The sequence below is a fragment of the Rhodococcus coprophilus NBRC 100603 genome (genome assembly GCF_001895045.1).
In the GTDB taxonomy this organism is placed as follows: Bacteria; Actinomycetota; Actinomycetes; order Mycobacteriales; family Mycobacteriaceae; genus Rhodococcus; species Rhodococcus coprophilus.
The window spans coordinates 43,273-67,732 of the sequence record NZ_BDAM01000005.1 but is presented as its reverse complement, the minus strand read 5'-3'; the positions used below and the strand labels follow the sequence as shown (position 1 = coordinate 67,732).

Below are 24,460 nucleotides of genomic sequence, written 5' to 3'. Positions count from 1 at the left end.
CACGCCGGACATCCGGCGTGGCCCTTCTTCTCGTTCGGGCGGACTATCAGATGATGCGACGTGCCTTCATGTCGGGGAACACCGCTCCGACCCGGACGACGTCACCTGTCGTGGGGGCGTGCACCATCTGTCCTCCGCCGATGTAGATCGCGACGTGCCCCGGTCCGCCGGCCTGCCAGTTCCCGAACAGCAGGTCGCCCGGCCGTGCGAGCTGGAGCGGAATCTCGGTGCCGACCCGCCACTGGGTCTCGGAGGTGCGTGGGAGCGTGATGCCCGTCGCCGCGAACACCGCATGTGAGGTCAGACCCGAGCAGTCGAATCCGCCGCCGGAGGGGCCGTTGATGTTGCCGCCGCCCCACACGTACGGAAGGCCGAGGAACTTGAAGGCGAGGTCGACGATGCGATTACCGACATCGCCGGCGCCGCCGAGCCCGAGCCCCAGGAACGGCGAGAGCATGCGCGCGAACACCGGTTCGGACGCGCGGATCTTGGCGACGTACGGCTTGGTCTGATTCTCGTAATCAGGGTGGCCGGAAGGCATTCCGCCGGATCGGCGCACGGCTCCGACGCCCGCGTTGTACGCGGCGAGGGTGAGATCGAGGGTGTCGCCTTCGACGAGGCCGCGGCGTTTCCAGTCGTCGATGAGCTTGTAGTTGTCGCAGAGCAGGTTGCCCGACGCCATCACGGGATCGGCGATGCCGAGAACGTCGGCCCTGCCGTCGCCGTCGACGTCCTTGCCGTACTCGTCCCAGGTGCCGGGCATGAACTGACCTGGCCCTTTGGCGCCGACCGGCGAGACGGGCGCGGTGGGCCCGTAACGGAAGCCGTTCTCGGCCGAGTACAGGGCGGCGAGCACGGGTGCGGTCACGCCGTCGCAGAGCGCTCCGGCCTTCTTCAGCCACGGTGCGAACACTGCGATCGCCCCGATCGGAGCAAGGGTCGTGCCGGGGAGGATTGCGGGCATCGGCGGCAGCGCGACCCCTCCGCCTCCACCTGTGCCGCCGGGGACAGCGGACCCCGTGCCCGGACCCGGTGCAGGTGTCGGTGCGACGGGCGGTACCGGCGGAACGATTCCGAAAGGTGTCGGGCGCGCGGCCGGCGGTTGCGGCGCGAGTTCCGGCGGTGCGGGTTCGAGTAACGCGGCGGCCTCGGCCGGGATATGCGGCTCGATCATCTCCGCGACCGACTGCGTGGCGTCGGCGACGGCTTGTTCCGCGCTTTGCTGCATGGACTCGGGCAGAGCTGCCACGAGGTCCTGCACACCCGTATCGGTCGCCGGGGCCGTCGCCTGGAAGGACTCGATCACCTGGGTGGCCTGGTCCTTTACCTCCACCGGCACGTCGGCTCCCTGGACGATGGCGCTCGCTGCCGTGGCCACCGCCACGATGACCGCAGACGGGTCGACTGACATCCACAACCCCCACATCCCGATGACCGAACACATTCACCGTACTTGTGACCCCGGTCACCGGTACGAATACTGCTACTTCATATCACATATATTCGAGAACAGGTTTCAGTTTTGGGGCTGGTGAGATGGCTGTGACCTATGGGGAGACAGCTACTCGTCGATCGAAGCGAAGAAGTCGGCGGCATCAGCACTCGTGAGGGCCTCCACGAGATCCACCGGGTCGACTTGTTCGCCGCCGAGCAACTCGAGCAGCACCTCTCGTTGTTCTGCCGTGACGACCTCCGCGCCACCCGGCATCAGGTTGAGATCTCCCGCGGGCAGCACGCGCGCACACAGCAACGTTCCGACCGGAAGGTCGCCGGTGATCGTCGGCGAACCGACGTCGGACACGGTGTCGCTCCGGACATCTCGCAGCGTCAGGCCCTCCCCCGCCCGGACGTCCCGCACCTCGAACACCGACCTGGCGACACCACTCCACAGTCGCGCCAGCTCCGCCTCGTCCTCGGGTAGGAGCACGCCCCTCCGCTCGAGAAAATCGGCGAAAGCACCCGCCTCGTGCAGCAGCACGTCGTCGACCAACGGGTCGTTCACAGCGTCGGCCACCGCGTCGTCGTCGCCGTAACCGGAACGCGCCTCCGCCAGCGCGACCCGCTCGTCGGCCCACGCCGGGTCGAGCGCGTGCATCGTCGCCTTGAGGTACAGCCACTCCGCGCGTTCTTCGATCGGGTGGTCTGCCTTACCGAGGTGGCACACCTTGTACTTTCGGCCCGACCCGCACCAGCAGCGATCGTTTCGCCCCAGACCCGGCCGCTCGACGGGCTGAAAGCGCTGCAACACGTCGTAGAGCGGGTGCTCGTCCCCACCCGGGATCCGGCCGAGCAGCGACATCCCGCGGACCGCGTCGCCGCGATCGGAGGCGTAGCGCGCCAGGTCGAACAGCGCGAGGTCGAACGCTCCGCCCTCGTCCGCGGACCTCTCGTAGAGTCGCTCCGCCTCCTCGATGCGCCCGTCCGCCTCGGCCCCGCGCGCCGCGAACCAGTACGCCGCTGCAACTGTCCGCCGGGGCGCGTGGTCGAGCAACCACAGCGCCGCTTCCTCGATGGACGTGGGCGCGAAATCCTCGCCGATCAGCTCGTCCAGGACGATCTCGGCGATCTCCGGGTCGGAGAGAACGGCGAACAATCCCGATTTGCCTTGCGCGAAGCGCTCTTCGAGGTCTTCGTCGTCGCCGGAGTCGATCGCATCGACCAACGAGGCGAACAGCGCGACACCTGGAACCGCGTCGACGGGGATACCGAGTTGGTCGGCGTAATCGTCGAACATGGTCCTGCTGATGTACCCCTCGAAGTCGAACCCCTCGGGAGCGACGAGATCGCCCGATCGCTCGAGTCCGGCGGCCGCGATCGCCTCGGTCAGCGGCGGAGCGGGTTCGGTGAAAGCCGACGGGGTGTCGGCCAGCAGTTGGAGAAGTTCGTCGTCGAGACTCGCGGCGTCGCCCTCGGCGCTGCGGCGTCCGAGCACGTCGAGCAAGAGCGGGACGGGCGTCGGGTCGTCGTCGACCCTGACGAGCGAGAGCCTTCCGCTTCCGGCGGTGAGCGCCACCAGGTCGCCCGGGGTCCGGCCGGCGAACGTGCCGCGGGGAAACAGCAGCACTTCCGGCGGCAGCGGATCGTCGTCGGTCACGCCGCGCTCGGCGAGACGGTCGTGTTGTTCGTCGACCGCCACCAGTTCGAAGTCGTCCTCGTCGGAGATGAGCAGCAAGAGTGGTTCGACGTCGTCGACGGCGATCAGGTCACGGGCGATCTCGTCGGCGGAAAGCCGGTGAGTGAAGATCCGGCCCTCGAAGAGAGCGTCGAGTGCCGCGAACCGGCCGTCCGGCAACGACAGCACCAGTGGGTGCGGAGGCAGGTCCTCGAGATCCCGGACGAGGGTGTCGGCCGAGCCCAGGCCCTCCTCTTCCAAGTGGTCGGCGAGCTCCTCGGTGGCTAGGGGACCGTTCATCCTCAGTACCTCGAGAGCGGCTTCCATCAGGGCGTCTTCGGGGGCTGCGCTGTCGGTCACGTTCGTGATCGTACGGGGTTCCCGAGCAGCTCGGCACCACCTCGTCACCGACGACGAAAGGCGCCCCGAGGGACGCCTTTCGTGGTGGTGACTACCCGTGGGCGATGGTCAGCCCAGGGCTTGTTCGACGTCGGCGAGCAGGTCTGCGGCGTCTTCGATACCGACCGACAGGCGGACCAGATCGTCGGGGACCTCGAGCGCCGAACCGGCGGTCGACGCGTGCGTCATCGCGCCCGGATGCTCGATGAGCGACTCCACACCACCGAGGGACTCGGCGAGCGTGAAGATCTCGGTGCGCTTGCAGAAGTCGAGCGCTGCCTCGCGGCCGCCGGCGAGGCGTACGGAGATCATGCCGCCGAACCGGCGCATCTGCTTCGCCGCGTACTCGTGGCCCGGGTGGTCGTCCAGACCCGGGTAGAGCACCTTGGTGACGGCCTTGTGTCCCGACAGCAGTTCGACGATCTTCTCGGCGTTGTCGCAGTGCCGCTCCATGCGGACCGCGAGCGTCTTGATGCCCCGCAACGTAAGGAAGGCGTCGAAGGGGCCCGGCACCGCGCCCGCACCGTTCTGCAGGAATGCGAAGGCGGCGTCGAGTTCCTCGTCGTCGGTGACCAGTGCGCCGCCGACCACATCCGAGTGACCACCGATGTACTTGGTCGTCGAGTGCAGCACCACGTCGGCGCCGAGCGTGAGCGGCTGCTGCAGATACGGCGACGCGAACGTGTTGTCGACGACGAGCTTGGCGCCGCCTTCGTGCGCGACGTCGGCCAGCGCCGCGATGTCACCGATGTTGAGCAGCGGGTTGGTCGGGGTCTCGAGCCACACGAGCTTGGTCTCGGGCCGCAGCGCCGCACGGACGCCGTCGGCGTCGTTGACCGAGACCGGGGTGTATTCGATGCCCCACTGCGTGAACACCTTGTCGATCAGACGGAACGTGCCGCCGTATGCGTCGTTCGGGATCACGAGATGGTCGCCGGGGCGCAGCACCGAACGGAGGAGGCAGTCGGTGGCCGCCATACCCGAACCGAAAGCCCGGCCGTACGTACCACTTTCGAGCGCCGCAAGATTCGCTTCGAGAGGGCGGCGGGTGGGGTTGCCGGTGCGCGCGTACTCGAAACCGCTGCGCATCTCGCCGACGCCGTCCTGCGCGAACGTGGACGACGCGTAGATCGGGACGTTGACGGCACCGGTCTGCGGGTCGGGTTCGAAACCGGCGTGGATGGCGCGGGTGGCGAAACCGTGCTGATTCTGATCGGTCATGAAGTATCTGTGTCCTATCGGCCTTGGGAGATGAATCCGAGGAGGTCGTGCCGCGTGATCACGCCGACGGGCTTACCGTCGTCGATGACCATGAGCGCGTCGGTGTCGCCGAACGCCTTCGTCGCGTCCGCAACGGACTCACCGACGCCGATGTTGGGCAGCGGGGCGCTCATGTGCTTCTCGACCGGATCGGCAAGGTTCGCGCGACCTTCGAAGACGGCGCTGAGCAGTTCCCGCTCGCTGACCGACCCGGCGACCTCACCGGCGGTGACGGGCGGCTCCGCACCGACGACCGGCATCTGGGAGACGCCGTACTCGCGGAGGATCTCGATCGCGTCGCGCACCGTCTCGGACGGGTGGGTGTGCACGAGGTCGGGCAGGTCACCGGACTTGCCCCGCAACACGTCGCCGACGGTGGAGTCGTCGGGCTTGCCGTCGAGCGGCGCGCGCAGGAATCCGTAGCTGGCCATCCACTTGTCGTTGAAGACCTTCGCCAGGTAGCCGCGGCCGCCGTCGGGCAGCAGCACGACCACTACGGCGTCGGGGCCTTCACGCTCTGCGACCTGCAGCGCGGCCACCATCGCCATGCCGCACGAACCGCCGACGAGCAGCCCCTCTTCCCGGGCGAGCCGACGGGTCATCTCGAACGCGTCGGCGTCGGAGACGGCAATGATCTCGTCGGGGATGGATGCGTCGTACGCGCTGGGCCAGAAGTCCTCGCCCACGCCTTCGACGAGGTAGGGGCGCCCGGTTCCACCCGAGTACACCGAACCCTCGGGGTCGACACCGACGACCTTGACCTTGCCGCCGGAGACCTCTTTGAGGTAGCGCCCGGTACCGGAAATGGTGCCGCCGGTGCCGACGCCTGCGACGAAGTGCGTGATCTTTCCGTCGGTGTCGGCCCAGATCTCGGGGCCGGTGCTCTCGTAGTGGCTTTCGGGGCCGGCGGGGTTGGAGTACTGATTGGGCTTCCAGCCTCCGGGAAGTTCGGCAGCGAGCCGATCGGAGACGTTGTAGTAGCTGTCGGGGTGCTCCGGCGGTACGGCGGTCGGGCACACGACAACTTCGGCGCCGTAGGCACGGAGCACGTTGCGCTTCTCTTCACCGACCTTGTCGGGGCACACGAACACGCACTTGTATCCGCGCTGCTGGGCGACGAGTGCAAGACCGATACCGGTGTTACCGGAGGTGGGTTCGACGATGGTGCCGCCGGGCTTCAACTCGCCGGAGGCTTCGGCAGCGTCGATCATCTTCACCGCGATGCGGTCCTTGGAGCTACCGCCCGGGTTGAGGTACTCGACTTTCGCAGCCACCAGTCCGGACCCCGGTTTCACCACGGAGTTGATTTTGACGAGTGGGGTGTTTCCGATGAGGTCGACGACCGAATCCGCAATGCGCATACACCCATGGTCCCACGTGCCGGTCCGGTACCGCGGAGACGGTCGGGATGCCCTGGCGACGACGAAGGCCCCAGGCGGATTCGCCCGGGGCCTTCGTGCGTGGTTACACCTAGTCGTTCTGGAAGTAGCTCAGCAGACGCAGGATCTCGACGTAGAGCCAGACCAGGGTGACGGTGAGGCCGAGGGCGACTCCCCACGCGGCCTTCTCCGGCGCCTGGGCGCGGATCAACTGGTCGGCGGAGTCGAAGTCCAGCAGGAAGCTGAACGCGGCGATGCCGATGCACACGAGGCTGAAGATGATGGCGAGCGGGCCACCGTCGCGCAGGCCGAGGCCACCGTCGATGAAGAAGCCGGCGATGATATTGCCGAGCGCGAGGATCAGCACACCGACGAGCGCACCGACGATCATCCTGGTCAGCCGCGGGGTGACGCGGATCGCACCGGTGCGGTAGACGACGAGCATGCCGAAGAAGACACCGAAGGTGCCGAGGACGGCCTGCGCGATCAGTGTCGAACCGCCGGTACCGCCGAAGGTGATATCGGTGAACATGAACGACAGCGCACCGAGGAAGAAGCCCTCCGCGATCGCGTACCCGAGCACGATCGCCGGGTTGTCCATCTTGCGACCGAAGGTGGCCACGAGAACCAGGACGAGCCCGATGAGACCGCCGCCGATGACGAAGGGAGCGGCCAGGCCGGTGTTCATGGTGACCAGGACGTAGGAGATCAGCGCCGACACGGCGAGCACGCCGAGCGTGATGCCGGTCTTCGTGACGACGTCGTCGATGGTCATCGACCGCTCGGTGGTGGGGCGTGCCCACGGATCCGTAGGTGAGTACTGCGGCTGGCCGAATTGCTGGGTGGCTTGCGTGGCACCTGCCGTCGCAGAGCCGAAACTGGCGTATCCGCCGCCCTCTTGCTTGGGCAGGTTGCGGAACACCGGGTTACTGGTGGTGCGCACCGGGCACTCCCTTCTGGTGGTCGCTTCTGTCCGCTCAACGCGTCGGCCGGGGCGAAAGTTCCCACCTCCGGATGACCGTCGGGGTCTGCTCGGAGCGGGCCCCGGACAAAGTGGACTCTACCGGTTTCGTACGGACCGAGTCACCGTGAACTTCGGGTTGCGACCCTCGACGGTCGTGGCGCCGACCACGCGATTCAAGATCGGACGGTAGCGGAGATGCGAGTTGTAGACCGTCCACATCTCTCCTCCGGGACGGAGGATGCGGCCGGCGGACGCGAACATCTTCTCGGCGGCACCCGTATGGACGGCCGCGCCGATGTGGAACGGCGGATTGCACACGACGAGATCGACGGAGGCATCGGGCAGCGACCCGGCGACGTCGTCGCGCAGCACCTCGACGCGATCGGCGAGACCGTTCGCGGAGGCTGTCGCCGCGGCCGACGCCACCGCGGCGGACGACTGGTCGGTGGCGATCACTTGCAGTCCGGGATGCTTACGGGCGAGCATTGCCGAGAGGATTCCGGTGCCGCATCCGAGGTCCACGGCGACCGACGCGGCAGGTGCGACCCGCGGCAGGAACTCGAGCAGGAAGCGGGTGCCGATGTCGAGCTTGGGGCCTGCGAACGCGGCGCCGTGCGCGACGACGACGAGATCCAGTTCGGCGAGCGTTTCCCGGACCGGATAGGTGCTCGGGCCCGGTTTCGGGTCGCGTGCGATCACCACGCGCGACTTCTGTCTCCCCCGCGATGCCCGGACGTCGGCGAAAGACCGCGCCAGCACGTCGTTCATGGCCACGGTGATGTGCTTGTCCCTGCCGCCGGCGAAGACTGCGACGTCGGGATCGGCGTGGGCGGCGATAGTCTCGGTGATCTCGGTGAGGGCGCTGAGCGAGCGTGGCAGTCGCAGGAGCACGACGCGAGCACCTCGGAGCAACCGGTCGTCGAGCGCGTGCGTGGTGAATCTGTCCGCGAGGTTCTCGCGGGAGGCGTTGGCGGCGAGTGCGCGCTCGGCCACGATCGAGTCCTGGTGGACACGCAGGCCTGAGGCGTCGTATCGAACCGCCGTGCCGAGGGTCAACGCACCGTACTGGTCGTCGATGACGACGACGGTGCCACGCGGAGCCGTCTCGAGGGCGGTGTGGGCCTCGTCGAGGATCAGCCGGTCCGCGGCATCGACAGCGAACAGATTGGGCGCTTCCACATCCGGGAAGCGCCGCAACCTGTCGAACAGCGGGTCTGTCAGCACTCGCCCTTGCCGGCGTTCTCGATGGCGCGGAGCGTGTCTGCCTGCTGCCCTGCGTCCAGTTCCTGCCACTGCGGAAGCTGCTGCTGTGCATCCGCGACAGCCTGCGCAGCCTGCACGCGGTCCTGGCCCCATCCTTCGAGCTCGTCCAGGTACGGCAGGAGAGCCTCGCAGTTGTCCTCGTAGCTGTTGCCGAGCTGGACCCCTGCCCCGCCCTGTGCGGAAGACGACGCACTCGTGGTGGTCGTGGTCGTGGTGGTCTCGTCGGCCGAGGCGGTTCCATCCGAGGATCCGCACGCCCCCGCGAACAGGACCACACCAGCGCCGAACAGCGCCGCGACAGTCTTCTTCATGTATGTCCCACTTCTGATAGCAGTGTCGTTGAGCCGGGCCGTTGGCGCCGTTGCCAGCGTCCGGTCGGATCACGGTAGACGAGGGCTCGCAGACGATCCGCGCCGGGACTGCACATTCCGGGACTACCCTGAGAAAACGGCCGTGCGAGGTGATCGAAACGATGCACGAGAACGAAGCGATCTCGACCCAGCGCGCTCCGGCGCCGAGGGTCGACGACGCAGCTGTCGTGCAGGCTCTTGCCGAGGCAGGATTCACCGACGCCCGGGAGATCGGCCGGGGCGGTTTCGGGATCGTGTACCGCTGCCGTCAGGAATCACTGGACCGGACGGTCGCGGTGAAGGTCCTGCGTACGACCCTCGATCCCGACAACCTCGAGCGATTCCTGCGGGAGCAGCGCGCGATGGGACGGCTTTCGGGGCATCCCAACATCGTCAACGTGTTGCAGGCCGGAACGATCGACGAGAGTCAGCCGTACCTGGTGATGCACTATCACCCCCACGATTCGCTGGAGACGCGGATCCGTCGACACGGTGCTCTGCCGTGGCCGGAGGCGATACGGATCGGCGTCAAGGTCGCCGGGGCACTCGAGACGGCACATCGTGCCGACGTCCTGCACCGCGACATCAAGCCGGGCAACATTCTCGTCACCGAGTACGGCGAACCGCAGCTCACCGATTTCGGAATCGCACGTGTCGGCGACGGCTTCTGCACGTCGTCCGGCATGATCACCGGATCGCCTGCATTCACCGCACCGGAGATCCTGCGTGGGGAGCAGCCGACACCTGCCTCCGATGTGTACGGGCTCGCCGCCACTTTGTTCTGCGCGATCACCGGGCACGCAGCGTTCGAGCGCAAGGAGGGCGAGCGGGTTGTCGCACAGTTCGTGCGCATCACGTCCGAGCCCGTCCCGGACCTGCGCGGCTCCGGGATTCCCGACGACGTCTGCACCGCCCTCGAACTGGGCATGGCACCGGATCCCGGGGATCGGCCGGCGACGGCGGCGGACTTCGGGGAGATGCTCCGCCGGATCGAGTGGAGCCACGGCTTGAAAGTGGCCGACATGGCGCTTCCCGGGGCGCCACCTCCCGAACCCACCGATACGCCGGGCACGGATTCACGGAAGCCGACCCCCTCCGCTACGGGTGTGACGTCACCGTCCGCTGCCCCGACAACCCGCTTCCGTCCTCCGGCGGCCACCCGACCGCTGGTCGCTCGCACCCGCTTGCTCCGTCTGCTGCGCACAGGACAGCGGCGGCGGCTCACCGCAATCCACGCCCCCACCGGTTTCGGGAAGTCGACCCTCGCGGCCCAGTGGCGGGATGTACTCACCGCCGAGGGCATTCCGGTTGCCTGGCTGACGGTGGACAGTGACGACAACAAGGTCCTGTGGTTTCTGGCGCACCTCATCGAAGCGGTCAAGCAGGTCCGCCCGGCGCTCGCCCGCGACCTCGAGCAGATTCTGCAGTCGCACGGTGACGACGCGACCCGTTACGTCCTGAGCAGCCTGATCGACGAGATATACCGGACCGGTGAGCCGATGACGCTCGTGGTGGACGACTGGCATCGGGTCACCTCGCGGGAAACTGCTGCTGCTCTGGACTTCCTGCTCGAGCAGGGACCACAAAACCTCCAGGTGGTCGTCACCAGCCGGCGCCGGTCGGGCCTACCGCTAAGCCGTTTGCGGGTGCGCGACGAACTTCTCGAAATAGATTCGGCAGCACTGCGTTTCGATGAGGAGGAATCAGAGAAATTTCTCCGCGACGTGGGAGGGTTGAACCTCACCGCAGACGATGTGCGGGAATTGAACAACACCACCGAGGGCTGGGCCGCCGCCCTCCAACTCGCGTCGTTGTCGTTGCGGGACAGCGACGATCCTTCGGCTCTCATCGAGAATCTGACCGGTCGCCACCACGCGATCGGGGAATACCTCGCGGACAACGTCCTCTCCACCCTCGAGCCGGAGATGTACGAGTTCCTCACCGCGATCTCCGTCGCGCAATCCGTTTGCGCCGGTCTCGCAACCGCGCTGACCGGCGAGCCACGGAGCCAGGCGATGCTCGAGGAGGCCGAGCAGCGCGACCTGTTCCTGCGGCACGTGGACGACGAACGCATCTGGTTCCGATTCCACCACATGTTCCGCGAGTTCTTGCACCGTCGCCTCGAACGCGACGACCCCGAACGCATCCCCGAACTGCACCGCGCCGCTGCACGATGGTGTGCGCGACACCATATGTTCCGCGAATCCGTCGATCACGCTCTCGCAGCAGGTGACACCGCATTCGCAGTGGATCTCGTGGCGACGGACGGCATGGTTCTCATGGAGCACGGACACATGGGCACTCTCCTGGCCCTGATCGGCAGACTCCCACCTCGCGCGGTCGCCGACGACCCCCGTCTGCTGCTGAGCCGGGCGTGGGCCTGCGGTGCGTTGCAACGGTTCTCCGAGGCGCGGTCTGCCCTCGCTGCCATCCCGGCCGTCTGTGCTCGGAGCACCCTGCCCCGGGACGACCTCGACACGCTCCTCGTCGAAACCCGCGTCGCCGAGGCAGCCCTGCTGATGAACACCGATCACGTCGAGGGCATCGAAGAATTGGTGGAACCCGTGCTCACGGCACCCGACGAAGTCCGCCCGGGGGTGGTGGGCGCCGCGACGGTCTTCGCCTGCTATGCGGATCTCCTCCGCTTCGAGTTCGACAATGTGCGGCGGCGGCAGGAGTGGGCGCGGCCGTACCACGAGCGCACACGCGGGCAGTTCGCCTCGATCTACGGGTTGTGTCTGTGCGGCATCGCCGCGAACGAGCAACTCGACGTCGCGGCGGCCGAGGAGTACTTCCGCCGTGCGTTGCGCGCGGCCCGTCAGAGCGGCGGCATCCATACCCATGTGGGCCGGTTGTCGGCCGCGATGCTGGGCGAGCTCATGTACGAGCAAGGCCGCATCGCCGAGGCAGAGACATTGCTGGACGAAAGCAAGCTACTCGGAATCGAGGGCGGCATAGCGGATTTCATGATCGCCCGGTTCGCGACCGGCGCCCGGTTGAAGATGCTGCGGGGAGACAGGCCGGCTGCTGTCGCGCTGCTCGACGAGGGACTGCACGCGGCGTTCACGCACGATCTGCCGCGACTGCGTGCGCGCATCGAGAACGAACGGATGCGGTTGGGAGTCGAACCTGAGATCGCTCCGCGACGAACGATGCCGGATTCGGACACCCGACCCTCGGTCGGGCCCGAGGAGGTCACCGCGCAGTACGAGGCCGCCACCGCCATCCGAATGCTCTACCGCAGCGGCGAACCTGCCGCAGTGGCCGAGGCCGTCGAATGGGCACGGTGGTGGCAGCGCCGGACCGCCGGCCGGCGACCTCGTACACACATGAGTTACACCCGCCTGGTCGTCGCATGCCTGCATGCCGCGGGCCGGCAGGAGGAAGCTGAGCGAACCGTCGCACCGCTGGTCGCTTTGTGCGGGGAACGGGGCATGGTCCGGCACCTCATCGATGGGGGGCCGCGTGTGGTTGCGGTCCTCGAATCGTTGCAGGACAGGGTGCGGAGCGGAAACACGCCCAAGGGCTGGCCCATCGTCGACGAAGCATTCCTCGCCGAAATGGTGCGACTGGCCGAAGCCGAAGGCGTCGGTACGCGGTTGTGACTGCCGTCGACGGCAGCACACGGGACACGCCGGTCCGGCACTCGAGCGGACACATTGGGGCAGACTTCCAGCATGACCACGATCCACAACGGAGAGGTCCGCACCAGGGTGTGGCGACATGGGAAGCTCGAGGCCGAAGATTTCCCGTTTGCGGACGTGTCGGAGCACCTGAAGGATCCGGACTCCCTGGTGTGGGTAGATCTGCTCGATCCGAAACCCGAGCGCCTGCTCGATCTCGCGGAGGAGCTGGGCTTCGACGCCTTCGCGGTGGAAGACGCGCTCGCACGTAGCGAGCGCACCAAGGCGACGCGCTACCCGACGCACACCTTCCTCACGGTCTACGCCACGCATCTCCTGACCACGCCCGACCCCGCCCTCGAGACGTATGAATCCCGTCTCGCCACGACACGAGTCTCGGCGTTCATGATTCCCGGGTGCCTGGTGACCGTCCGTCGCGGCGGTCCGTTCGATATGCAGGATGTGGTCAACCGCTGGGACGCCAACCCCGACCTCGTCAAATACGGCACCGCCGCGCTCTTGCACGGGTTGCTGGACGTGATCGTCGACGGCCAGTTCGACACCATCCGCGACCTCGACGATGCGATCGAGGACATCGAGGACGGGCTCTTCGCCGACGAAGCGCACACGAAAACAATCCAGAGGGGCGTCTACCGGCTCCGGAAAGAACTCGTCCAGCTGCGAAGGGTGGTGCTGCCGATGCGGGAGATCGTCAACGCGGTCATGCACTTTCGCGCCGAACACGGAATCTCGGCCGAACTGGACAGTTGGTACACCGATCTTTACGACCATGTCCTGCGGGCCGCGGAATGGACCGAATCCTTGCGCGACATGGTGACCACCATCTTCGAGACGAACCTGTCGCTTCAGGACGCCCGGCTCAACACCGTCATGAAGAAGCTGACGGGATGGGCGGCGATCATCGCGGTGCCGACCGCCGTGACCGGTTGGTACGGAATGAATGTGCCCTACCCCGGCGTCGGTGAACGTACGGGACTCGTCACGGTGGCGATCGTCATCGCTCTCTCCGCCACCGTGCTGTATCTGCTGTTCAAACGTCGTGACTGGCTCTGAGCCCTAGAGAAAGACCACGATCAACACGATCACCAACGCCACCACCACGAGCGACGTGACCACCCGCCATACCCCTGCAGCGCCCCCACCGGATCGATTGCGGGTCAGTTCGGGATCGGCATCCGGGGTGTCACCGATAGCGTCGTCGTTGGGGTCTGACATTGCTCCTCCTCGTGTCGCTCCAGGCAGTCTTACACGGTTGCGGAGTTTCGGGACACGTTGTCGACGTGCTGTTTCACTTCACGCGAGCCGGGTATTCGAAGTGAGAACCGTCCGACAAACAAGGAGGACCGACCGATGGCCGATTTCATCGACAAGGCAAAGCACAAGGCCGAAGAACTGGCCGGCAAGGCCAAGGAGAAGGGTGGCAAGGCCACCAATGATCGTGACCTCGAAGCCGAAGGCCGGGGTGATAAGGCGAAGGGTGGAGTGAAGCAGGCAGGCGACAAGGTCTCCGACGCCGCAGACGACATCAAGAGGACTTTCAAGCAGGACTGATACCTGCCCGACATGCCGGGGGCCGCGCATCGTGCGCGGCCCCCGGGCGTGTCGTAGGACGACTCAGGACGTTCCCTCCGTGTCGTCGAAGAAGTGCCAGGTACCGTCCTCGTCGTTCTGGGCTTCCATTCGCCAGCCGAGTTCGCTGTTGTCGGCTCGCTTGTCGACGAACCATGCGTGCGCGGCGTCGGCGCTGGCGATTTCCTTGGTCTCGACTACGTCACCCTTGGGGTCGATCACTCTGTAAGTTGCCATGCCCGAGTACTTCCCGGCGCATGCCCTGCGCTAAACCTTCGCTTTCGCCGACGCGCGGTGACCCCCCGGGCCGTGTCACACGTCCGTTGTGCGAACCGGGGTGTAGGGTGGAGAAATCGTACGGTTCGCATCCTCCGAGCTATTCTCTTCGGACGAGCCTCGATGATCTTCTTCGATCTGCACCCGAGTATCCGCGCACACACTGCGCGACCTCGCCGTTTGCACCTCGTCGCACCCCTTCGGCCGGAGCTGTCCGCGCCGAACCCGAAAGGACCTCCATCATGAGTAGCTACACCGAAGCCAACAACCCGTTGTTCCTGCAGCCGGTCAACCCGAACGAGCCGGAGCAGGCCGAGCCGGTCGCGCAGGCCGCCCAGGTCGGCCCCTACGACTACAACTCGATCTTCTCCGGTCGCCCCTGAGCGGATTACGGTGTCGCGAACTCCGCAAGAGCTTGCGACACCGCTTCACCGCGCCCGTCGTTCTGATCGGCGGCGGCGGTGAGAACGTCGATGTGGTTGTACCCGGGAAGGGTGATCGACACAGCGTTCGGATGAGTCGTCGACGGGAGCGTTATCCCGCCACTCGCCTGCACCGTGAGCACCGGGTTCCTCGCAACTCCGTCCCGGTACAGGTGATGTGCCGCGAACGACGGTGCCGAACTCTGGGCGAGATCCGACGGTAGGCGCATCGGGAAGTACCACTCGGTGAAGTCCAGCGGAGGCTCGGAGAGGTTCCGCGCGATTTCGTCGATCGAGGTCACTTCCCCGGCGCGCGAGGTATACCGACTCTCCTCCGGCAGCGACGCTTCGGTTCCGACCTCGTCGTAATCGAGCCAGCGGTAGACCACCTGCGGATCGCCGTACACGGCCGGAGATGCCTTCGGGGCGTCTCCGAAGGACCCCGACTCGAGTGTCGCAGGAGTGGAAGGTAGCGGGAATACTTTGTCCTGCACCGGCCCTCCGGTCAGGAAACCCACGCTCGTCTGCAAGAACCCCAGCGGTTGCGAGTTGTCGTCCAGGATGGCCCCCAGCACGGCTTCGTTTGTCGCGTTCAAGGACCGCACATCGGGTGACCCGGTCGCGAACATCGCCGGATCCTTCGCCAGCAAGGTACGCAAGGTCCAGTTCACATTCGTGTTGTCCGGCATGCGCGACACGATGTCGTTGACCCCGTCCGGGTCCAGTCGGGCTGCAAGTCCGGTCAGCGCAAGCATATTCGTGGTTTCAGGGTTGATCACGGCCGGCAGCGCCAATACCGGGCTCGCCGTGGAGATCGCCCCGGTGAATGCCTCGAGGGGCGCAGCCAGTTCTTCCGGCAGGTCCGACGGCACGCCGGAACTCGGGAACGGTGCCCCGGCACGGATAACGGTGTCGAGCGCGAAGTAGCCCGAGCACTGGTTGTAGCCCGCGTCGTCGGTGGTCGCCGGGTCCCCGTCGAAATCCCATTCGGCGAAGTAACCGGTGATGAAGCCGCCCATCGAATGCCCGCCACAGACAACCTTCTCCTTGCGGACCTTCTGATCCGGAAACTCATGGCGCAGAAGGTCGTACTGGTCGCGCAGAGTCTGTTCCAGCCCGACCTGCGCGAGCCACGCGATGTCGGACCCTGCTGCGTATCCCTCGAAACGCCTTCCGTCGATCTCCTTGCCGTGGAAGTAGTAGTCGGTCGCGGTGTCGAGATCACCCGTCACAAGAGCGGCACTCGTCCCGGCATGGTCTTCGAGACAGTTGGAGCGCCGGTCGAGCGCCCAGAACTCGACGTGCATACCGCGTTCCGCAGCCGCGACCACGGTGTTGCGGGCTACGCTCTCGAATGCCCCTGCGCCCTCGAAGATTCCGGGCTGCGCCACGAAGATCCGGTCGGCTTCCGAGGATTCCGCCGGGCCGTCGACCGACCGCCACCGGAGATACGACAATCGATCGCACTCCGGCGGGTGCGGCGCCACCTCCGGTGGCAGTGGTACCGCGACCGACACAACCGAGCCGGCAACCTGCGCGGCGAGCGGAGCGGTGGAGATGTAGGGGACCTCCGTGCGGTCACCGGGCTGTCCTCCGGCGACCCCCGGAAGAACCACCATTGCGGCGACGGCTGTGACCGTCACCAGTACCGCCGTCGAAATCCGCGCAACTGCGTGCACGATGTCCATGCATCCCCCCACCGATTGCCACCGATCGAACCGCACTGGAGGGTGTACGGCAAGCCCGCAGTCCGGATTCCATGGATTTCACCACGGCGAGGTGGGCAAAGGGCCGGATATCTACTTTCCGAGGCGCCGCAATCGGCCAGGCGCATCTGCGGGCGCGGGGGTGCCGAACGTCCTTATCTGTAGGGACATTCGGCCCCATTGTTCACGCCTTCGGACCTTCGGGCGGTCACCTCGCTGCCGGCGGTGACCCGTTCTGCGGAACGGGTCACCGGGCGCTCTGCAGCTTCCGACATCACTCGGCGCCGCCGGAATGACCTCGATCACTTGCGGCGATTACGCCGCCTCCGGAGGAAGTTCGACACTCCGGACAGCAGTTTCGACGTCTTCGTGGGACGCCCTTTCTTGCGCTGCAACGCGTCGGCGACGAGAGACAAACCCCCCGCGACCAGCGGAACTGCGAGCGACAGCAGCAACCATCGGCGGAGAGGCTTACTCAGCAGAGCCCACATGTGATGTCCTTTCACCCCATACGGCCGTCACCCCGGTCGAGGCGACGGTAATTCGATCCACGGGATGACAGACGCCTTCCCCTCCTATCTATGCCCCGGCGACCCGCCACCTATTCCTTCCTGCGCCGATGAAGATCATCTGGCACAACATGATCGGGCCGCCCACCTCACCCGTCTCGTCACCGGCCGAAAGGCCCTCGCCAGGGCCGCAGGGAAGCGGGCGACGTCGTGGCGCTCGGGTACGATCCATCGGGGTTAAAGAGAAGCCCTTGATCGTCTATCGTGTCCGCGGTATCGAGTACGTGTTTTCGAGCCGGCGGGATCGGGTCTGTTTCAGGAGAAACCCTTCAATGAGAGTTGTTTCCGCGTCGATTACTCGACCGGTCCCCCCACCCCACAGTCTCGGGGGAATCGAGACTCCGGATCGCAGTTCCTCGCGTGACCGGTCGTACTCGTCGAGTGGATCCCGCGGAGTATCGTCTTCGGTTGAACCGGAACCCTTCCCGACTTCTCACAGCGGCTCGCACAGAGTTCTCTGCCGGCCGGTGGTCTGCGCATGACAGAGAACGACCAGGACGGATCCACCACGGTCACCCCCGCGTCGAACGGAGCCGATCCGGCGACGGTTTTCACGGCCCTGGCCGAGATCCTGTACGGCGGTGCCGATGCTTCGGAGGTGTATTCGGCGATCTGTGTAGCCGCAACCCTGCTTGTACCCGGGTGTGACCACGCGAGCATCATGCTGCGCCGTAACGGGGAGTTCGTGCTCGTAGCGGCGAGCGATGACGTCGCTGCTGCGATCGACGCCCACGAGCGGCACCTGGGGCAAGGCCCTTGCCTGGACGCGATCGAGGAAGAGGTTCCACAGATCGAAGCGGATTTGCGGACGGGTTCGTCGTGGCCCGCGCTGGCCCGTGCGGTGGTCGAATCCACTCCGGTGCGAGGAGCGATGGGATTCCGCTTACTGATCGACCACCGCAAGGTGGGAGCACTGAATCTGTTCTCGGATACTCCCGGTGCCTTCACCTCTGCGGCGGCCGAACACGCCAGCATGCTGGCAGCGTTCGCTTCGGTCACCGCCACCGCGATCGGGCGGGGTGAGGACATCGATTCGCTCAGGAGCGGTCTGGTGAGCAACCGGGAGATCGGGAAAGCCGTCGGACTCGTGATGGCGGCGCAGAACCTGTCGGCAGACGAGGCGTTCGACCTGCTGAGGCGCACATCCCAGCAGGTCAATCTCAAGGTCGCCGACCTTGCCCGCACCGTCGTCGAGAATCACTCCGTGCGCCAGGACCCCTGACACTTGTAAGCCCCGCCCCGGCGGCGGCGTGAGCTACCGCTCTGAACTCACGCCGCCTGAGTCCGACAACCCGCCCGGGCAGATGCCAAACCTCACCATGCGTTACCCCGCGTCGGACGCCCGGAAACCCCGCGAAGATCACCGGTTCTCCGGAATCTCCCCGGGCCCACAGGGCCACTCGGCCACACCTGACCGGGCCCCTCGGCTCAGGCCGTTCGACCCACCCCCGACTACCCCGAAGTGTTCAGCGCGCGGTCGTCGATCTGGAGGCTCTGCTCCGACTGGGGTTTGGCGCCGACCAGGGTGAAGCAGACTCGGGCACCCTCGCCGACAGTGGTATCGATCCAGATGCTGCCGCCGTGGTAGTCCACGATCTTCCTGCACACAGCCAGACCGATGCCCGTGCCTGTGTAGACGTCACGAGCGTGCAGACGCTGGAAGATGACGAACACCTTCTCCGCGAACTCGGCGGGGATACCGATGCCGTTGTCGCTGACGGAGAACTGCCAACCTGCGGCGCCGTCCTCCCCTTCGGCCCTTTCGCACGTTATTCGCACGACCGGGGGCCGGTCGGGATGACGGAACTTGATCGCGTTGGCCAGCAGGTTCTGCCACAGCATCGTCAGGAGCGTCGGATCGCCGGTCAGCTCGGGCAAGTCGTCCGGACGTTCGATCCGGGCCTGCGATTCGTCGATCATGATGGCAAGGTTCGATTGCGCCTTGTCCAGCGTTCTGCCGAGATCGACGCGCAGCCGGGCGTCGTTGACACGTCCCACACGAGAGAACGCCAGCAGGTCGTTGATGAGCACCTGCATACGTTTCGCGCCGTCCACCGCGAACGCGATGTACTGGGTTCCCCGGTCGTCGAGCTTGTCTCCGTACCGCTTCTCGAGAAGCTGACAGAAGGAGGCGACCTTGCGCAGGGGCTCCTGCAGGTCGTGGGACGCGACGTAGGCGAACTGTTCGAGTTCGGTGTTGGAGCGGCGAAGCTCGTCCGCCTGGGCATCGAGATCGGCGGTCTGCCGGGCGAGCTTGTCCTGCTGCCGGCGCGCCTCCGTCAACGCCTGGGCGATGTGCTCGCGCATCGCCTCGACATCGTTCGCCAGGTGCCGGATGTCCTTCGGGCCCTGAGGGTAGATGTGCTGATCGAAGTTCCCGTCGCCGGCGACGCGTCGCGTCGCCGCCCGCAGTCGGACGAGCGGCGTGGCGACGAGGTTGTGCACGAGAACCACCATGAGGGCGCCGGTGAGCAGAAAACCCGCGACCATCGCTGCCAGCACCGAGTTGCGTACCGTGCGGGCGTGGACGAGTCCGTCGTAACCATCTTCTTGAGCCTGGACGAGGATCGAATTCTGGTCCGCGAACTGGGTACGCAGCAGATCGAAGGCGGCACGGCCGCGTTCGATCTCCGCGATATCGGGTGGCTCCGCCCCGCTCGGCGGAGCATCCACGAGCGGCTCTGCGTACTCGGCGCGCCACGCCGCCGCATTCGACGTAATCGCGTCGAGGTTGGCGAGCACATCGCTGTGACCGGCCATCAGGGTGCGCAGCCGCTCCACGGATTTCTGCTCGTCCTGGAGCCCGGTGAGGTACGGCTCGCGAAAGCCCGGGTCTCCGGTGAGGGCATACCCACGCGCTCCGGTCTCCTGATTGAGCAGAGCAGATTGCAGTCGGTACGCCTCGACCTGTGCCGGCTGGATGTCCACGACCAACTGGTCGGTGATCCGCGCGGTCCGGTCGATGAAGTAGGTACCGATAACGGTGCCCACCAGAAGGAACACCGCCAAGGCTGCGAACGCAACCTGGAACCAGCCCTGGACGGTCATCCGGGAGCGGATCTGTTCACTCCTGGGTTCGGGTAACGAAGGATCTCTCATGCTCGCTTAGGTCCTCTTCTTGTTACTTCGCACGGCACACCGCTTCCGATGCCCGCGTACGTTCCGGTCCGAGCGTGACGGCACGACCCTGTCGGCAGGGCACCCGATCGAGAACACCGCCGTAGCGTACTGGGAGGAATCGGACAGGGGTAATCACGCAACTTCCGCCGGTGCGCTCCGGGCGTGCTTTCCATCCGGAGAAGGATTCAGATCGTTGACACGGCTGGTACCTGCGCGTTCACTGAGTACTACCAAGTATCGCGGAGGCCGCCATGATCATTTTCATCGGACTAGTTCTCCTCATTGCCGCCGTAGTCGTCGGCGTTGTGGGCGTATTGACCAACAGCGGCGACGAACACGCGATCACCGACGGGTTCTCCGTGTTCGGTTACGACGTCACGGGGTCGACCGGAACTCTGTTCCTCTACGGCATCGTCGTGGGTGCAGTCGGCCTGCTCGGATTGGCGCTGCTCTTCTCCGGCGCCCGCCGGTCCTCCCGGAAGGCCAAGAACGCCCGTCGTGAGGCGAAGGACGCCCGCAGGCAGGCAACAGAAGCGCAGCACGATCGCGACCGCATCGCAGAACAGAACAGCGCGCTCGCTGCCGACTCGAATGCCGGCGCTCCTGCACCCCGGAACACACCTGCGCCCCACGACGCGTCGGGTTCCAGCAGCGGTGCAACGTCGTACGGAGCCCACGAACGCGGTGCGAGGCCCCCACGGGACGAACAACTCTGAAGCTCCCGGCCGGTGTGGTCCGTTCGAAGTGCGCCTTCGTGGATCTTGTTCGAACCCTGCAGGCGCACCCCGGCCGGAGGCCGGCAGAGCCACAGTGCCCCCAGTCGGACTCGAACCGACACTTGGCGGATTTTAAGTCCGCTGCCTCTGCCAATTGGGCTATAGGGGCCGTCCGGATCACCCTAACGCGTGACGGACCGCGCGATCCCGTCCAGGATGTCGTGTTCGCTCACCACGAGTTCGGTGATACCCGCGCGACGTTCGAGTTCGTCGGCCAGAACACTGGTGACGATGGCTCCGCCGCCGATGACGTCCACCCGGCCGGGGTGCATCGGGCCGAGCGCAGCGCGCTCCTCGCGCGTCGCGGCGAGCAGTCCGTCGCACACCTGCCGCAGACGATCGAACCCGACGGTCGACAGATGAACCCTCGCAGGGTCGTAGGTGTCGAGATCGTTGCCGAGCGCAGAAAGCGTGGTCATCGTGCCCGCGACTCCGATCCACGTGCGGGCCCGTTCGACTGGCACGTGTGCGAGAGCCTCGGCAATCTTCTCCCCCGCGACCTTTCGGGCCGCGGCGATCTGGGCTTCGGTCGGCGGATCGTCGTGCAGGCACCGTTCGGTGAGGCGCACACACCCGATATCCGTGGAATACGCTGCGTGAACGCCGTTTTCGTCGCCGAGCACGACTTCGGTGGAGCCGCCGCCGAGATCGACGACGACGAAGGGCCCACGGGCGGCGTCGAGTTCGCCGACGGCACCGGCGAAGGACAGCCGCGCTTCTTCGTCACCGGTTATGACTTCGGCCTCCGCGCCGGGGATCACGGCTCCGAGCACTTCCCGGGTCATGGAGAAGAAGTCTTCCCGATTCTGCGCGTCGCGAGTCGCCGAGGTGGCGACCATGCGCACCCCGGTCGCACCTGCATCCCGAATGATCCCGGCGTACTCGGTGAGCGCGACGCGGGTGCGCTCGATCGCTTCGGGGGCGAGGCGACCGGTCGCGTCGACACCCTGCCCGAGCCGCACGACCCGCATCAGGCGGGTGACATCGGTGAGGGTGCCGTCGTCGGCGATATCCGCGACCAGCAGGCGAATGGAGTTGGTACCGCAGTCGATGCCCGCCACCCGGGCGACGCTCACTGCTGTTCTCCGCGCAGTTCGGCGTAGGTGGGCCAGTCCGCGGGGACGGCGGTGCCGCGGAGTCCCGCATCTGCGGCGAGTGCGACGGATTCGTCGCCGAGCCGGTTGAGGCCCGGGCCTTTTGCGAGGGAATGGGCGATCAGCACGTGCAGGCATTTGACCCGGTCGGGCATACCCCCACCGCTGAAGTCGGTACCCAGCGACTCGATGGCGTCACGCTCGGCGAGGTACGACTCGTGGGCACGCCGGTACGACGCCGCGAGTTCGGCGTCGGCGCCGAGCCGTTCGGTCATCTCCCGCATGACGCCCGCGGACTCCTGGCGGCTCGCCTCCGCGGTGAGCCGCGGGTCGGTGAGGTAGTACAACGTCGGGAACGGTGTGCCGTCGGGCAGTTTCGGGGCGGTCTTGACCACTCCGGGCGCGCCGTCGGGGCAACGGTAGGCGATGGCCAGGACGCCGCGGGGTTCGCGCCCGAGCTGTGCTGCGACGGCGTCGAGGTCTTCCTGCGTCACTGAATCGGTCACCCGGGGATATCTCCTGGTTCTGGGGGTGCCACAGGCATCGGCTGCGGCAGTGGATCGGTCTCGGGCTCGGGCGGCGCTTCGGCCACCGAGAGCCACAGGTCGCTGTACCAGGCGCCGGTGGTCGGCGACTCCGGTTCTTCTTCTTCGTATTCGGGCGGCACGTCGCCGGGCAACTGGACCATGTAGGGGATGTCGCCGGGCATCACGAAGCGCAACCGCTCCCGCGCCTGCGCCCGGATCCAGGCAGGGTCCTGAATACGGGCTTTCTGTTCTTCGAGCGCGGCGATCTCCGTCTCGAGCTGTTCTCGTTCGCGTGCAAGTTGTTCGGCTTCGGAACGCTGGCTCACATAGGTACGCAGCGGCACCGCGAGGGTCAACGCGAGTCCACACACGACCAGGGCGAGGATGACCGCGCGTCCCGTGGACAAACCCAGGAAGGTGCGTTCTTCGCGGGTCCGGCGTACACCTTCGGTGGCACCGACCCGGGTGGGCCGGGCGCGACCGGACGCGCCGGAACGCCCCCGGCCGGGCGACGAATGAACGGGATCGTCGCGTCCGGCCGGACGGGCGCCTGCGCTGTCTGTGCCGCTCTCGACCGGAGCGGTAGATCCCGTGGGTCTTGCCCGGCCGGGCCGACGCGTACTTGCCGCACCTTCGGTGCGGGTTCGGCGGGCGCCGGGCCGGGATCTACCGCGCTGGCTCATACCGGAGTTCAGCCCTCGAGGTTGAACCGCGGGAAGGCGACCTCACCCGCGTAGCGGGCGGCATCGCCGAGGGACTCCTCGATACGCAGCAGCTGGTTGTACTTCGCCACGCGCTCGGACCGTGCCGGTGCGCCGGTCTTGATCTGACCGCTGCCGACGGCAACCGCGAGGTCGGCGATGGTGGTGTCCTCGGTCTCGCCGGAGCGGTGGCTCATCATCGTCTTGTAGCCGTTGCGGTGCGCGAGGTCGACCGCGTCCAGCGTCTCGGTGAGGGTGCCGATCTGGTTGACCTTCACGAGAAGCGCGTTCGCCGCGCCCTTGACGATGCCCTCTTCGAGACGCTCGGGGTTGGTGACGAAGAGGTCGTCACCGACGAGCTGCAGCTTTCCGCCCAGCTTGTCGGTGAGTGCGACCCAGCCCTCCCAGTCGTCCTCGCTGAGCGGATCCTCGACGGAGACGAGCGGGTATGCGGCCAGCAGTTCCGCGTAGAAATCCGCCATCTCATCTGCGGTGCGGTTCTTGCCCTCGAACGCGTAGCCGGTGCCCTCGGTGTAGAACTCGGTGGCCGCGACGTCCAGTGCCAGAGCGACATCGGTGCCGAGCTTCAGGCCGGTCTTGCCCACGGCCTCGCTGATGAGGTCGAGAGCTTCCTTGGTGCCTGCGACATCCGGCGCGAAACCGCCCTCGTCGCCGAGCCCGGTGGCCAGTCCCCTGCTCTTGAGCACGGACTTGAGCGAGTGGTACACCTCCGCACCCCATCGCAGCGACTCCTTGAAAGTGGGAGCGCCGATCGGAGCGACCATGAATTCCTGCACGTCGACACCGGTGTCGGCATGGGCGCCACCGTTGAGGATGTTCATCATGGGCACGGGCAGGATGTGCGCGTTCGGTCCGCCCAGGTACCGGAACAACTCGAGACCGGCGGACTCGGCGCCGGCCTTGGCGACGGCGAGTGACGCACCGAGAAGCGCGTTCGCGCCGAGACGGCCCTTGTCGGGCGTGCCGTCTGCGTCGAGCAGCGCCTGGTCGACGGTGCGCTGTTCGGTCGCGTCGAGGCCGATGATGGCCGGGGCGATCTCTTCGAGCACCGCTTCGACGGCCTTCTCGACACCCTTGCCGGCGTAACGGTCGCCGCCGTCACGCAGTTCGACGGCTTCGTGCTCACCCGTGGAGGCGCCGGAGGGCACCGCAGCGCGGGCGAAACTTCCGTCCTCGAGCAGCACCTCGACCTCGACCGTCGGGTTGCCCCGGGAGTCGAGGATCTCGCGGGCTCCTACCTGCTCAATGATGGCCACTGGCTGATTCTCCTTCGATGGACTTCACGCTGCGGTGTCTGCACGCTGGGGA

Annotated in this window: 22 protein-coding genes and 1 tRNA gene; 6 read left to right on the top strand and 17 right to left on the bottom strand. The window is 66.5% G+C overall.

Features of this window, described 5'->3' with window-relative positions; all coding sequences use genetic code 11:
• Window positions 1-46: 46 nt before the first annotated feature.
• The 7 genes from RDCOP1_RS09065 to RDCOP1_RS21755 all read right to left on the bottom strand — a co-directional run bounded on the left by RDCOP1_RS09065 (window position 47) and on the right by RDCOP1_RS21755 (window position 8,688).
• Complete coding sequence (locus RDCOP1_RS09065; RefSeq protein ID WP_072700353.1) at window positions 47-1,411, bottom strand: C40 family peptidase; 1,365 nt, start codon at window positions 1,409-1,411, stop codon at window positions 47-49.
• Between the two features lie 150 nt (window positions 1,412-1,561).
• The gene (locus RDCOP1_RS09060) at window positions 1,562-3,472 is read right to left on the bottom strand and encodes a YecA family protein (protein ID WP_231922985.1); all 1,911 of its coding nucleotides are present in this window, start codon (window positions 3,470-3,472) and stop codon (window positions 1,562-1,564) included.
• A 108-nt stretch (window positions 3,473-3,580) separates the two neighbouring features.
• Complete coding sequence (locus RDCOP1_RS09055; protein ID WP_072699806.1) at window positions 3,581-4,732, bottom strand: cystathionine gamma-synthase; 1,152 nt, start codon at window positions 4,730-4,732, stop codon at window positions 3,581-3,583.
• 14 nt (window positions 4,733-4,746) lie between these two features.
• Window positions 4,747-6,132 carry a cystathionine beta-synthase gene (locus tag RDCOP1_RS09050; protein ID WP_072699805.1) on the bottom strand — a complete coding sequence of 462 codons (1,386 nt, stop codon included), beginning with the start codon at window positions 6,130-6,132 and terminating at the stop codon, window positions 4,747-4,749.
• A gap of 109 nt (window positions 6,133-6,241) precedes the next feature.
• Window positions 6,242-7,093, bottom strand: a complete 852-nt coding sequence (locus RDCOP1_RS09045) for a Bax inhibitor-1/YccA family protein (RefSeq protein ID WP_072699804.1) — start codon at window positions 7,091-7,093, stop codon at window positions 6,242-6,244.
• Between the two features lie 117 nt (window positions 7,094-7,210).
• Window positions 7,211-8,338 carry a class I SAM-dependent methyltransferase gene (locus RDCOP1_RS09040; RefSeq protein WP_072699803.1) on the bottom strand — a complete coding sequence of 376 codons (1,128 nt, stop codon included), beginning with the start codon at window positions 8,336-8,338 and terminating at the stop codon, window positions 7,211-7,213.
• A complete protein-coding gene (locus RDCOP1_RS21755; protein ID WP_072699802.1) occupies window positions 8,332-8,688 on the bottom strand; it encodes a hypothetical protein in 357 nt (118 codons plus the stop codon). The genes RDCOP1_RS09040 and RDCOP1_RS21755 overlap by 7 nt, the downstream gene beginning before the upstream one ends.
• A gap of 161 nt (window positions 8,689-8,849) precedes the next feature.
• Between RDCOP1_RS21755 and RDCOP1_RS09030 the strand changes: the two genes are divergently transcribed.
• Window positions 8,850-12,332 carry a serine/threonine-protein kinase gene (locus RDCOP1_RS09030; protein ID WP_072699801.1) on the top strand — a complete coding sequence of 1,161 codons (3,483 nt, stop codon included), beginning with the start codon at window positions 8,850-8,852 and terminating at the stop codon, window positions 12,330-12,332.
• A 72-nt stretch (window positions 12,333-12,404) separates the two neighbouring features.
• The gene (locus RDCOP1_RS09025) at window positions 12,405-13,424 is read left to right on the top strand and encodes a magnesium transporter CorA family protein (protein ID WP_072699800.1); all 1,020 of its coding nucleotides are present in this window, start codon (window positions 12,405-12,407) and stop codon (window positions 13,422-13,424) included.
• A 3-nt stretch (window positions 13,425-13,427) separates the two neighbouring features.
• Here RDCOP1_RS09025 and RDCOP1_RS21480 read toward each other — a convergent pair whose 3' ends face one another.
• Window positions 13,428-13,586, bottom strand: a complete 159-nt coding sequence (locus RDCOP1_RS21480; RefSeq protein ID WP_169848869.1) for a hypothetical protein — start codon at window positions 13,584-13,586, stop codon at window positions 13,428-13,430.
• Window positions 13,587-13,721: 135 nt separating this feature from the next.
• On the opposite strand from RDCOP1_RS21480, the gene RDCOP1_RS09020 reads away from it, so the two are divergent.
• Window positions 13,722-13,922: a CsbD family protein gene (locus RDCOP1_RS09020; RefSeq protein ID WP_072699799.1), complete on the top strand. Its 201-nt coding sequence runs from the start codon at window positions 13,722-13,724 to the stop codon at window positions 13,920-13,922.
• A gap of 63 nt (window positions 13,923-13,985) precedes the next feature.
• Here RDCOP1_RS09020 and RDCOP1_RS09015 read toward each other — a convergent pair whose 3' ends face one another.
• Entirely contained in the window at window positions 13,986-14,177 is a 192-nt protein-coding gene (locus RDCOP1_RS09015; RefSeq protein ID WP_072699798.1) for a hypothetical protein, read from the bottom strand.
• Between the two features lie 281 nt (window positions 14,178-14,458).
• Between RDCOP1_RS09015 and RDCOP1_RS21475 the strand changes: the two genes are divergently transcribed.
• Window positions 14,459-14,599 carry a hypothetical protein gene (locus RDCOP1_RS21475; protein WP_169848867.1) on the top strand — a complete coding sequence of 47 codons (141 nt, stop codon included), beginning with the start codon at window positions 14,459-14,461 and terminating at the stop codon, window positions 14,597-14,599.
• 5 nt (window positions 14,600-14,604) lie between these two features.
• Here RDCOP1_RS21475 and RDCOP1_RS09010 read toward each other — a convergent pair whose 3' ends face one another.
• On the bottom strand, window positions 14,605-16,326 hold the full coding sequence (locus RDCOP1_RS09010) for a hypothetical protein (RefSeq protein WP_231922986.1): 1,722 nt from the start codon (window positions 16,324-16,326) through the stop codon (window positions 14,605-14,607).
• A gap of 320 nt (window positions 16,327-16,646) precedes the next feature.
• Window positions 16,647-16,835, bottom strand: coding sequence for a hypothetical protein (locus RDCOP1_RS09005; RefSeq protein WP_072699797.1), 189 nt, complete (start codon window positions 16,833-16,835; stop codon window positions 16,647-16,649).
• Window positions 16,836-17,391: 556 nt separating this feature from the next.
• Between RDCOP1_RS09005 and RDCOP1_RS09000 the strand changes: the two genes are divergently transcribed.
• On the top strand, window positions 17,392-18,135 hold the full coding sequence (locus RDCOP1_RS09000) for a GAF and ANTAR domain-containing protein (RefSeq protein WP_072699796.1): 744 nt from the start codon (window positions 17,392-17,394) through the stop codon (window positions 18,133-18,135).
• 230 nt (window positions 18,136-18,365) lie between these two features.
• Here RDCOP1_RS09000 and RDCOP1_RS08995 read toward each other — a convergent pair whose 3' ends face one another.
• Window positions 18,366-20,012, bottom strand: coding sequence for a sensor histidine kinase (locus RDCOP1_RS08995; RefSeq protein WP_072699795.1), 1,647 nt, complete (start codon window positions 20,010-20,012; stop codon window positions 18,366-18,368).
• 272 nt (window positions 20,013-20,284) lie between these two features.
• On the opposite strand from RDCOP1_RS08995, the gene RDCOP1_RS21605 reads away from it, so the two are divergent.
• Window positions 20,285-20,749 (top strand): hypothetical protein, encoded by a 465-nt coding sequence (locus RDCOP1_RS21605; RefSeq protein ID WP_072699794.1) that lies wholly within the window; start codon window positions 20,285-20,287, stop codon window positions 20,747-20,749.
• Window positions 20,750-20,844: 95 nt separating this feature from the next.
• Here RDCOP1_RS21605 and RDCOP1_RS08985 read toward each other — a convergent pair.
• The 5 genes from RDCOP1_RS08985 to eno form a co-directional block, all read right to left on the bottom strand.
• Window positions 20,845-20,918 (bottom strand) — tRNA-Leu (locus tag RDCOP1_RS08985).
• Between the two features lie 13 nt (window positions 20,919-20,931).
• A complete protein-coding gene (locus RDCOP1_RS08980) occupies window positions 20,932-21,885 on the bottom strand; it encodes a Ppx/GppA phosphatase family protein (RefSeq protein WP_072699793.1) in 954 nt (317 codons plus the stop codon).
• A complete protein-coding gene (locus RDCOP1_RS08975) occupies window positions 21,882-22,409 on the bottom strand; it encodes a DUF501 domain-containing protein (protein ID WP_072699792.1) in 528 nt (175 codons plus the stop codon). The genes RDCOP1_RS08980 and RDCOP1_RS08975 overlap by 4 nt, the downstream gene beginning before the upstream one ends.
• Window positions 22,406-22,837, bottom strand: a complete 432-nt coding sequence (locus RDCOP1_RS21750; protein WP_231922987.1) for an FtsB family cell division protein — start codon at window positions 22,835-22,837, stop codon at window positions 22,406-22,408. Before RDCOP1_RS21750 ends, RDCOP1_RS08975 begins: the two co-directional genes overlap by 4 nt.
• Window positions 22,838-23,121: 284 nt before the next feature.
• Window positions 23,122-24,408 carry a phosphopyruvate hydratase gene (gene eno, locus RDCOP1_RS08965; RefSeq protein ID WP_072699790.1) on the bottom strand — a complete coding sequence of 429 codons (1,287 nt, stop codon included), beginning with the start codon at window positions 24,406-24,408 and terminating at the stop codon, window positions 23,122-23,124.
• Window positions 24,409-24,460: the final 52 nt, after the last annotated feature.

Excerpts from the sequence above, each read along its gene's own strand:
- RDCOP1_RS09065 (WP_072700353.1), bottom strand. The coding sequence starts at position 1,411 with ATGTCAGTCGACCCGTCTGCGGTCATCGTGGCGGTGGCCACGGCAGCG.
- RDCOP1_RS09055 (WP_072699806.1), bottom strand. The coding sequence starts at position 4,732 with ATGACCGATCAGAATCAGCACGGTTTCGCCACCCGCGCCATCCACGCC.
- RDCOP1_RS09050 (WP_072699805.1), bottom strand. The coding sequence starts at position 6,132 with ATGCGCATTGCGGATTCGGTCGTCGACCTCATCGGAAACACCCCACTC.
- RDCOP1_RS21755 (WP_072699802.1), bottom strand. The coding sequence starts at position 8,688 with ATGAAGAAGACTGTCGCGGCGCTGTTCGGCGCTGGTGTGGTCCTGTTC.
- RDCOP1_RS09030 (WP_072699801.1), top strand. The coding sequence starts at position 8,850 with ATGCACGAGAACGAAGCGATCTCGACCCAGCGCGCTCCGGCGCCGAGG.
- RDCOP1_RS09025 (WP_072699800.1), top strand. The coding sequence starts at position 12,405 with ATGACCACGATCCACAACGGAGAGGTCCGCACCAGGGTGTGGCGACAT.
- RDCOP1_RS21480 (WP_169848869.1), bottom strand. The coding sequence starts at position 13,586 with ATGTCAGACCCCAACGACGACGCTATCGGTGACACCCCGGATGCCGAT.
- RDCOP1_RS09020 (WP_072699799.1), top strand. The coding sequence starts at position 13,722 with ATGGCCGATTTCATCGACAAGGCAAAGCACAAGGCCGAAGAACTGGCC.
- RDCOP1_RS09015 (WP_072699798.1), bottom strand. The coding sequence starts at position 14,177 with ATGGCAACTTACAGAGTGATCGACCCCAAGGGTGACGTAGTCGAGACC.
- RDCOP1_RS21475 (WP_169848867.1), top strand. The coding sequence starts at position 14,459 with ATGAGTAGCTACACCGAAGCCAACAACCCGTTGTTCCTGCAGCCGGTC.
- RDCOP1_RS09010 (WP_231922986.1), bottom strand. The coding sequence starts at position 16,326 with ATGGACATCGTGCACGCAGTTGCGCGGATTTCGACGGCGGTACTGGTG.
- RDCOP1_RS09005 (WP_072699797.1), bottom strand. The coding sequence starts at position 16,835 with ATGTGGGCTCTGCTGAGTAAGCCTCTCCGCCGATGGTTGCTGCTGTCG.
- RDCOP1_RS09000 (WP_072699796.1), top strand. The coding sequence starts at position 17,392 with ATGACAGAGAACGACCAGGACGGATCCACCACGGTCACCCCCGCGTCG.
- RDCOP1_RS08995 (WP_072699795.1), bottom strand. The coding sequence starts at position 20,012 with ATGAGAGATCCTTCGTTACCCGAACCCAGGAGTGAACAGATCCGCTCC.
- RDCOP1_RS21605 (WP_072699794.1), top strand. The coding sequence starts at position 20,285 with ATGATCATTTTCATCGGACTAGTTCTCCTCATTGCCGCCGTAGTCGTC.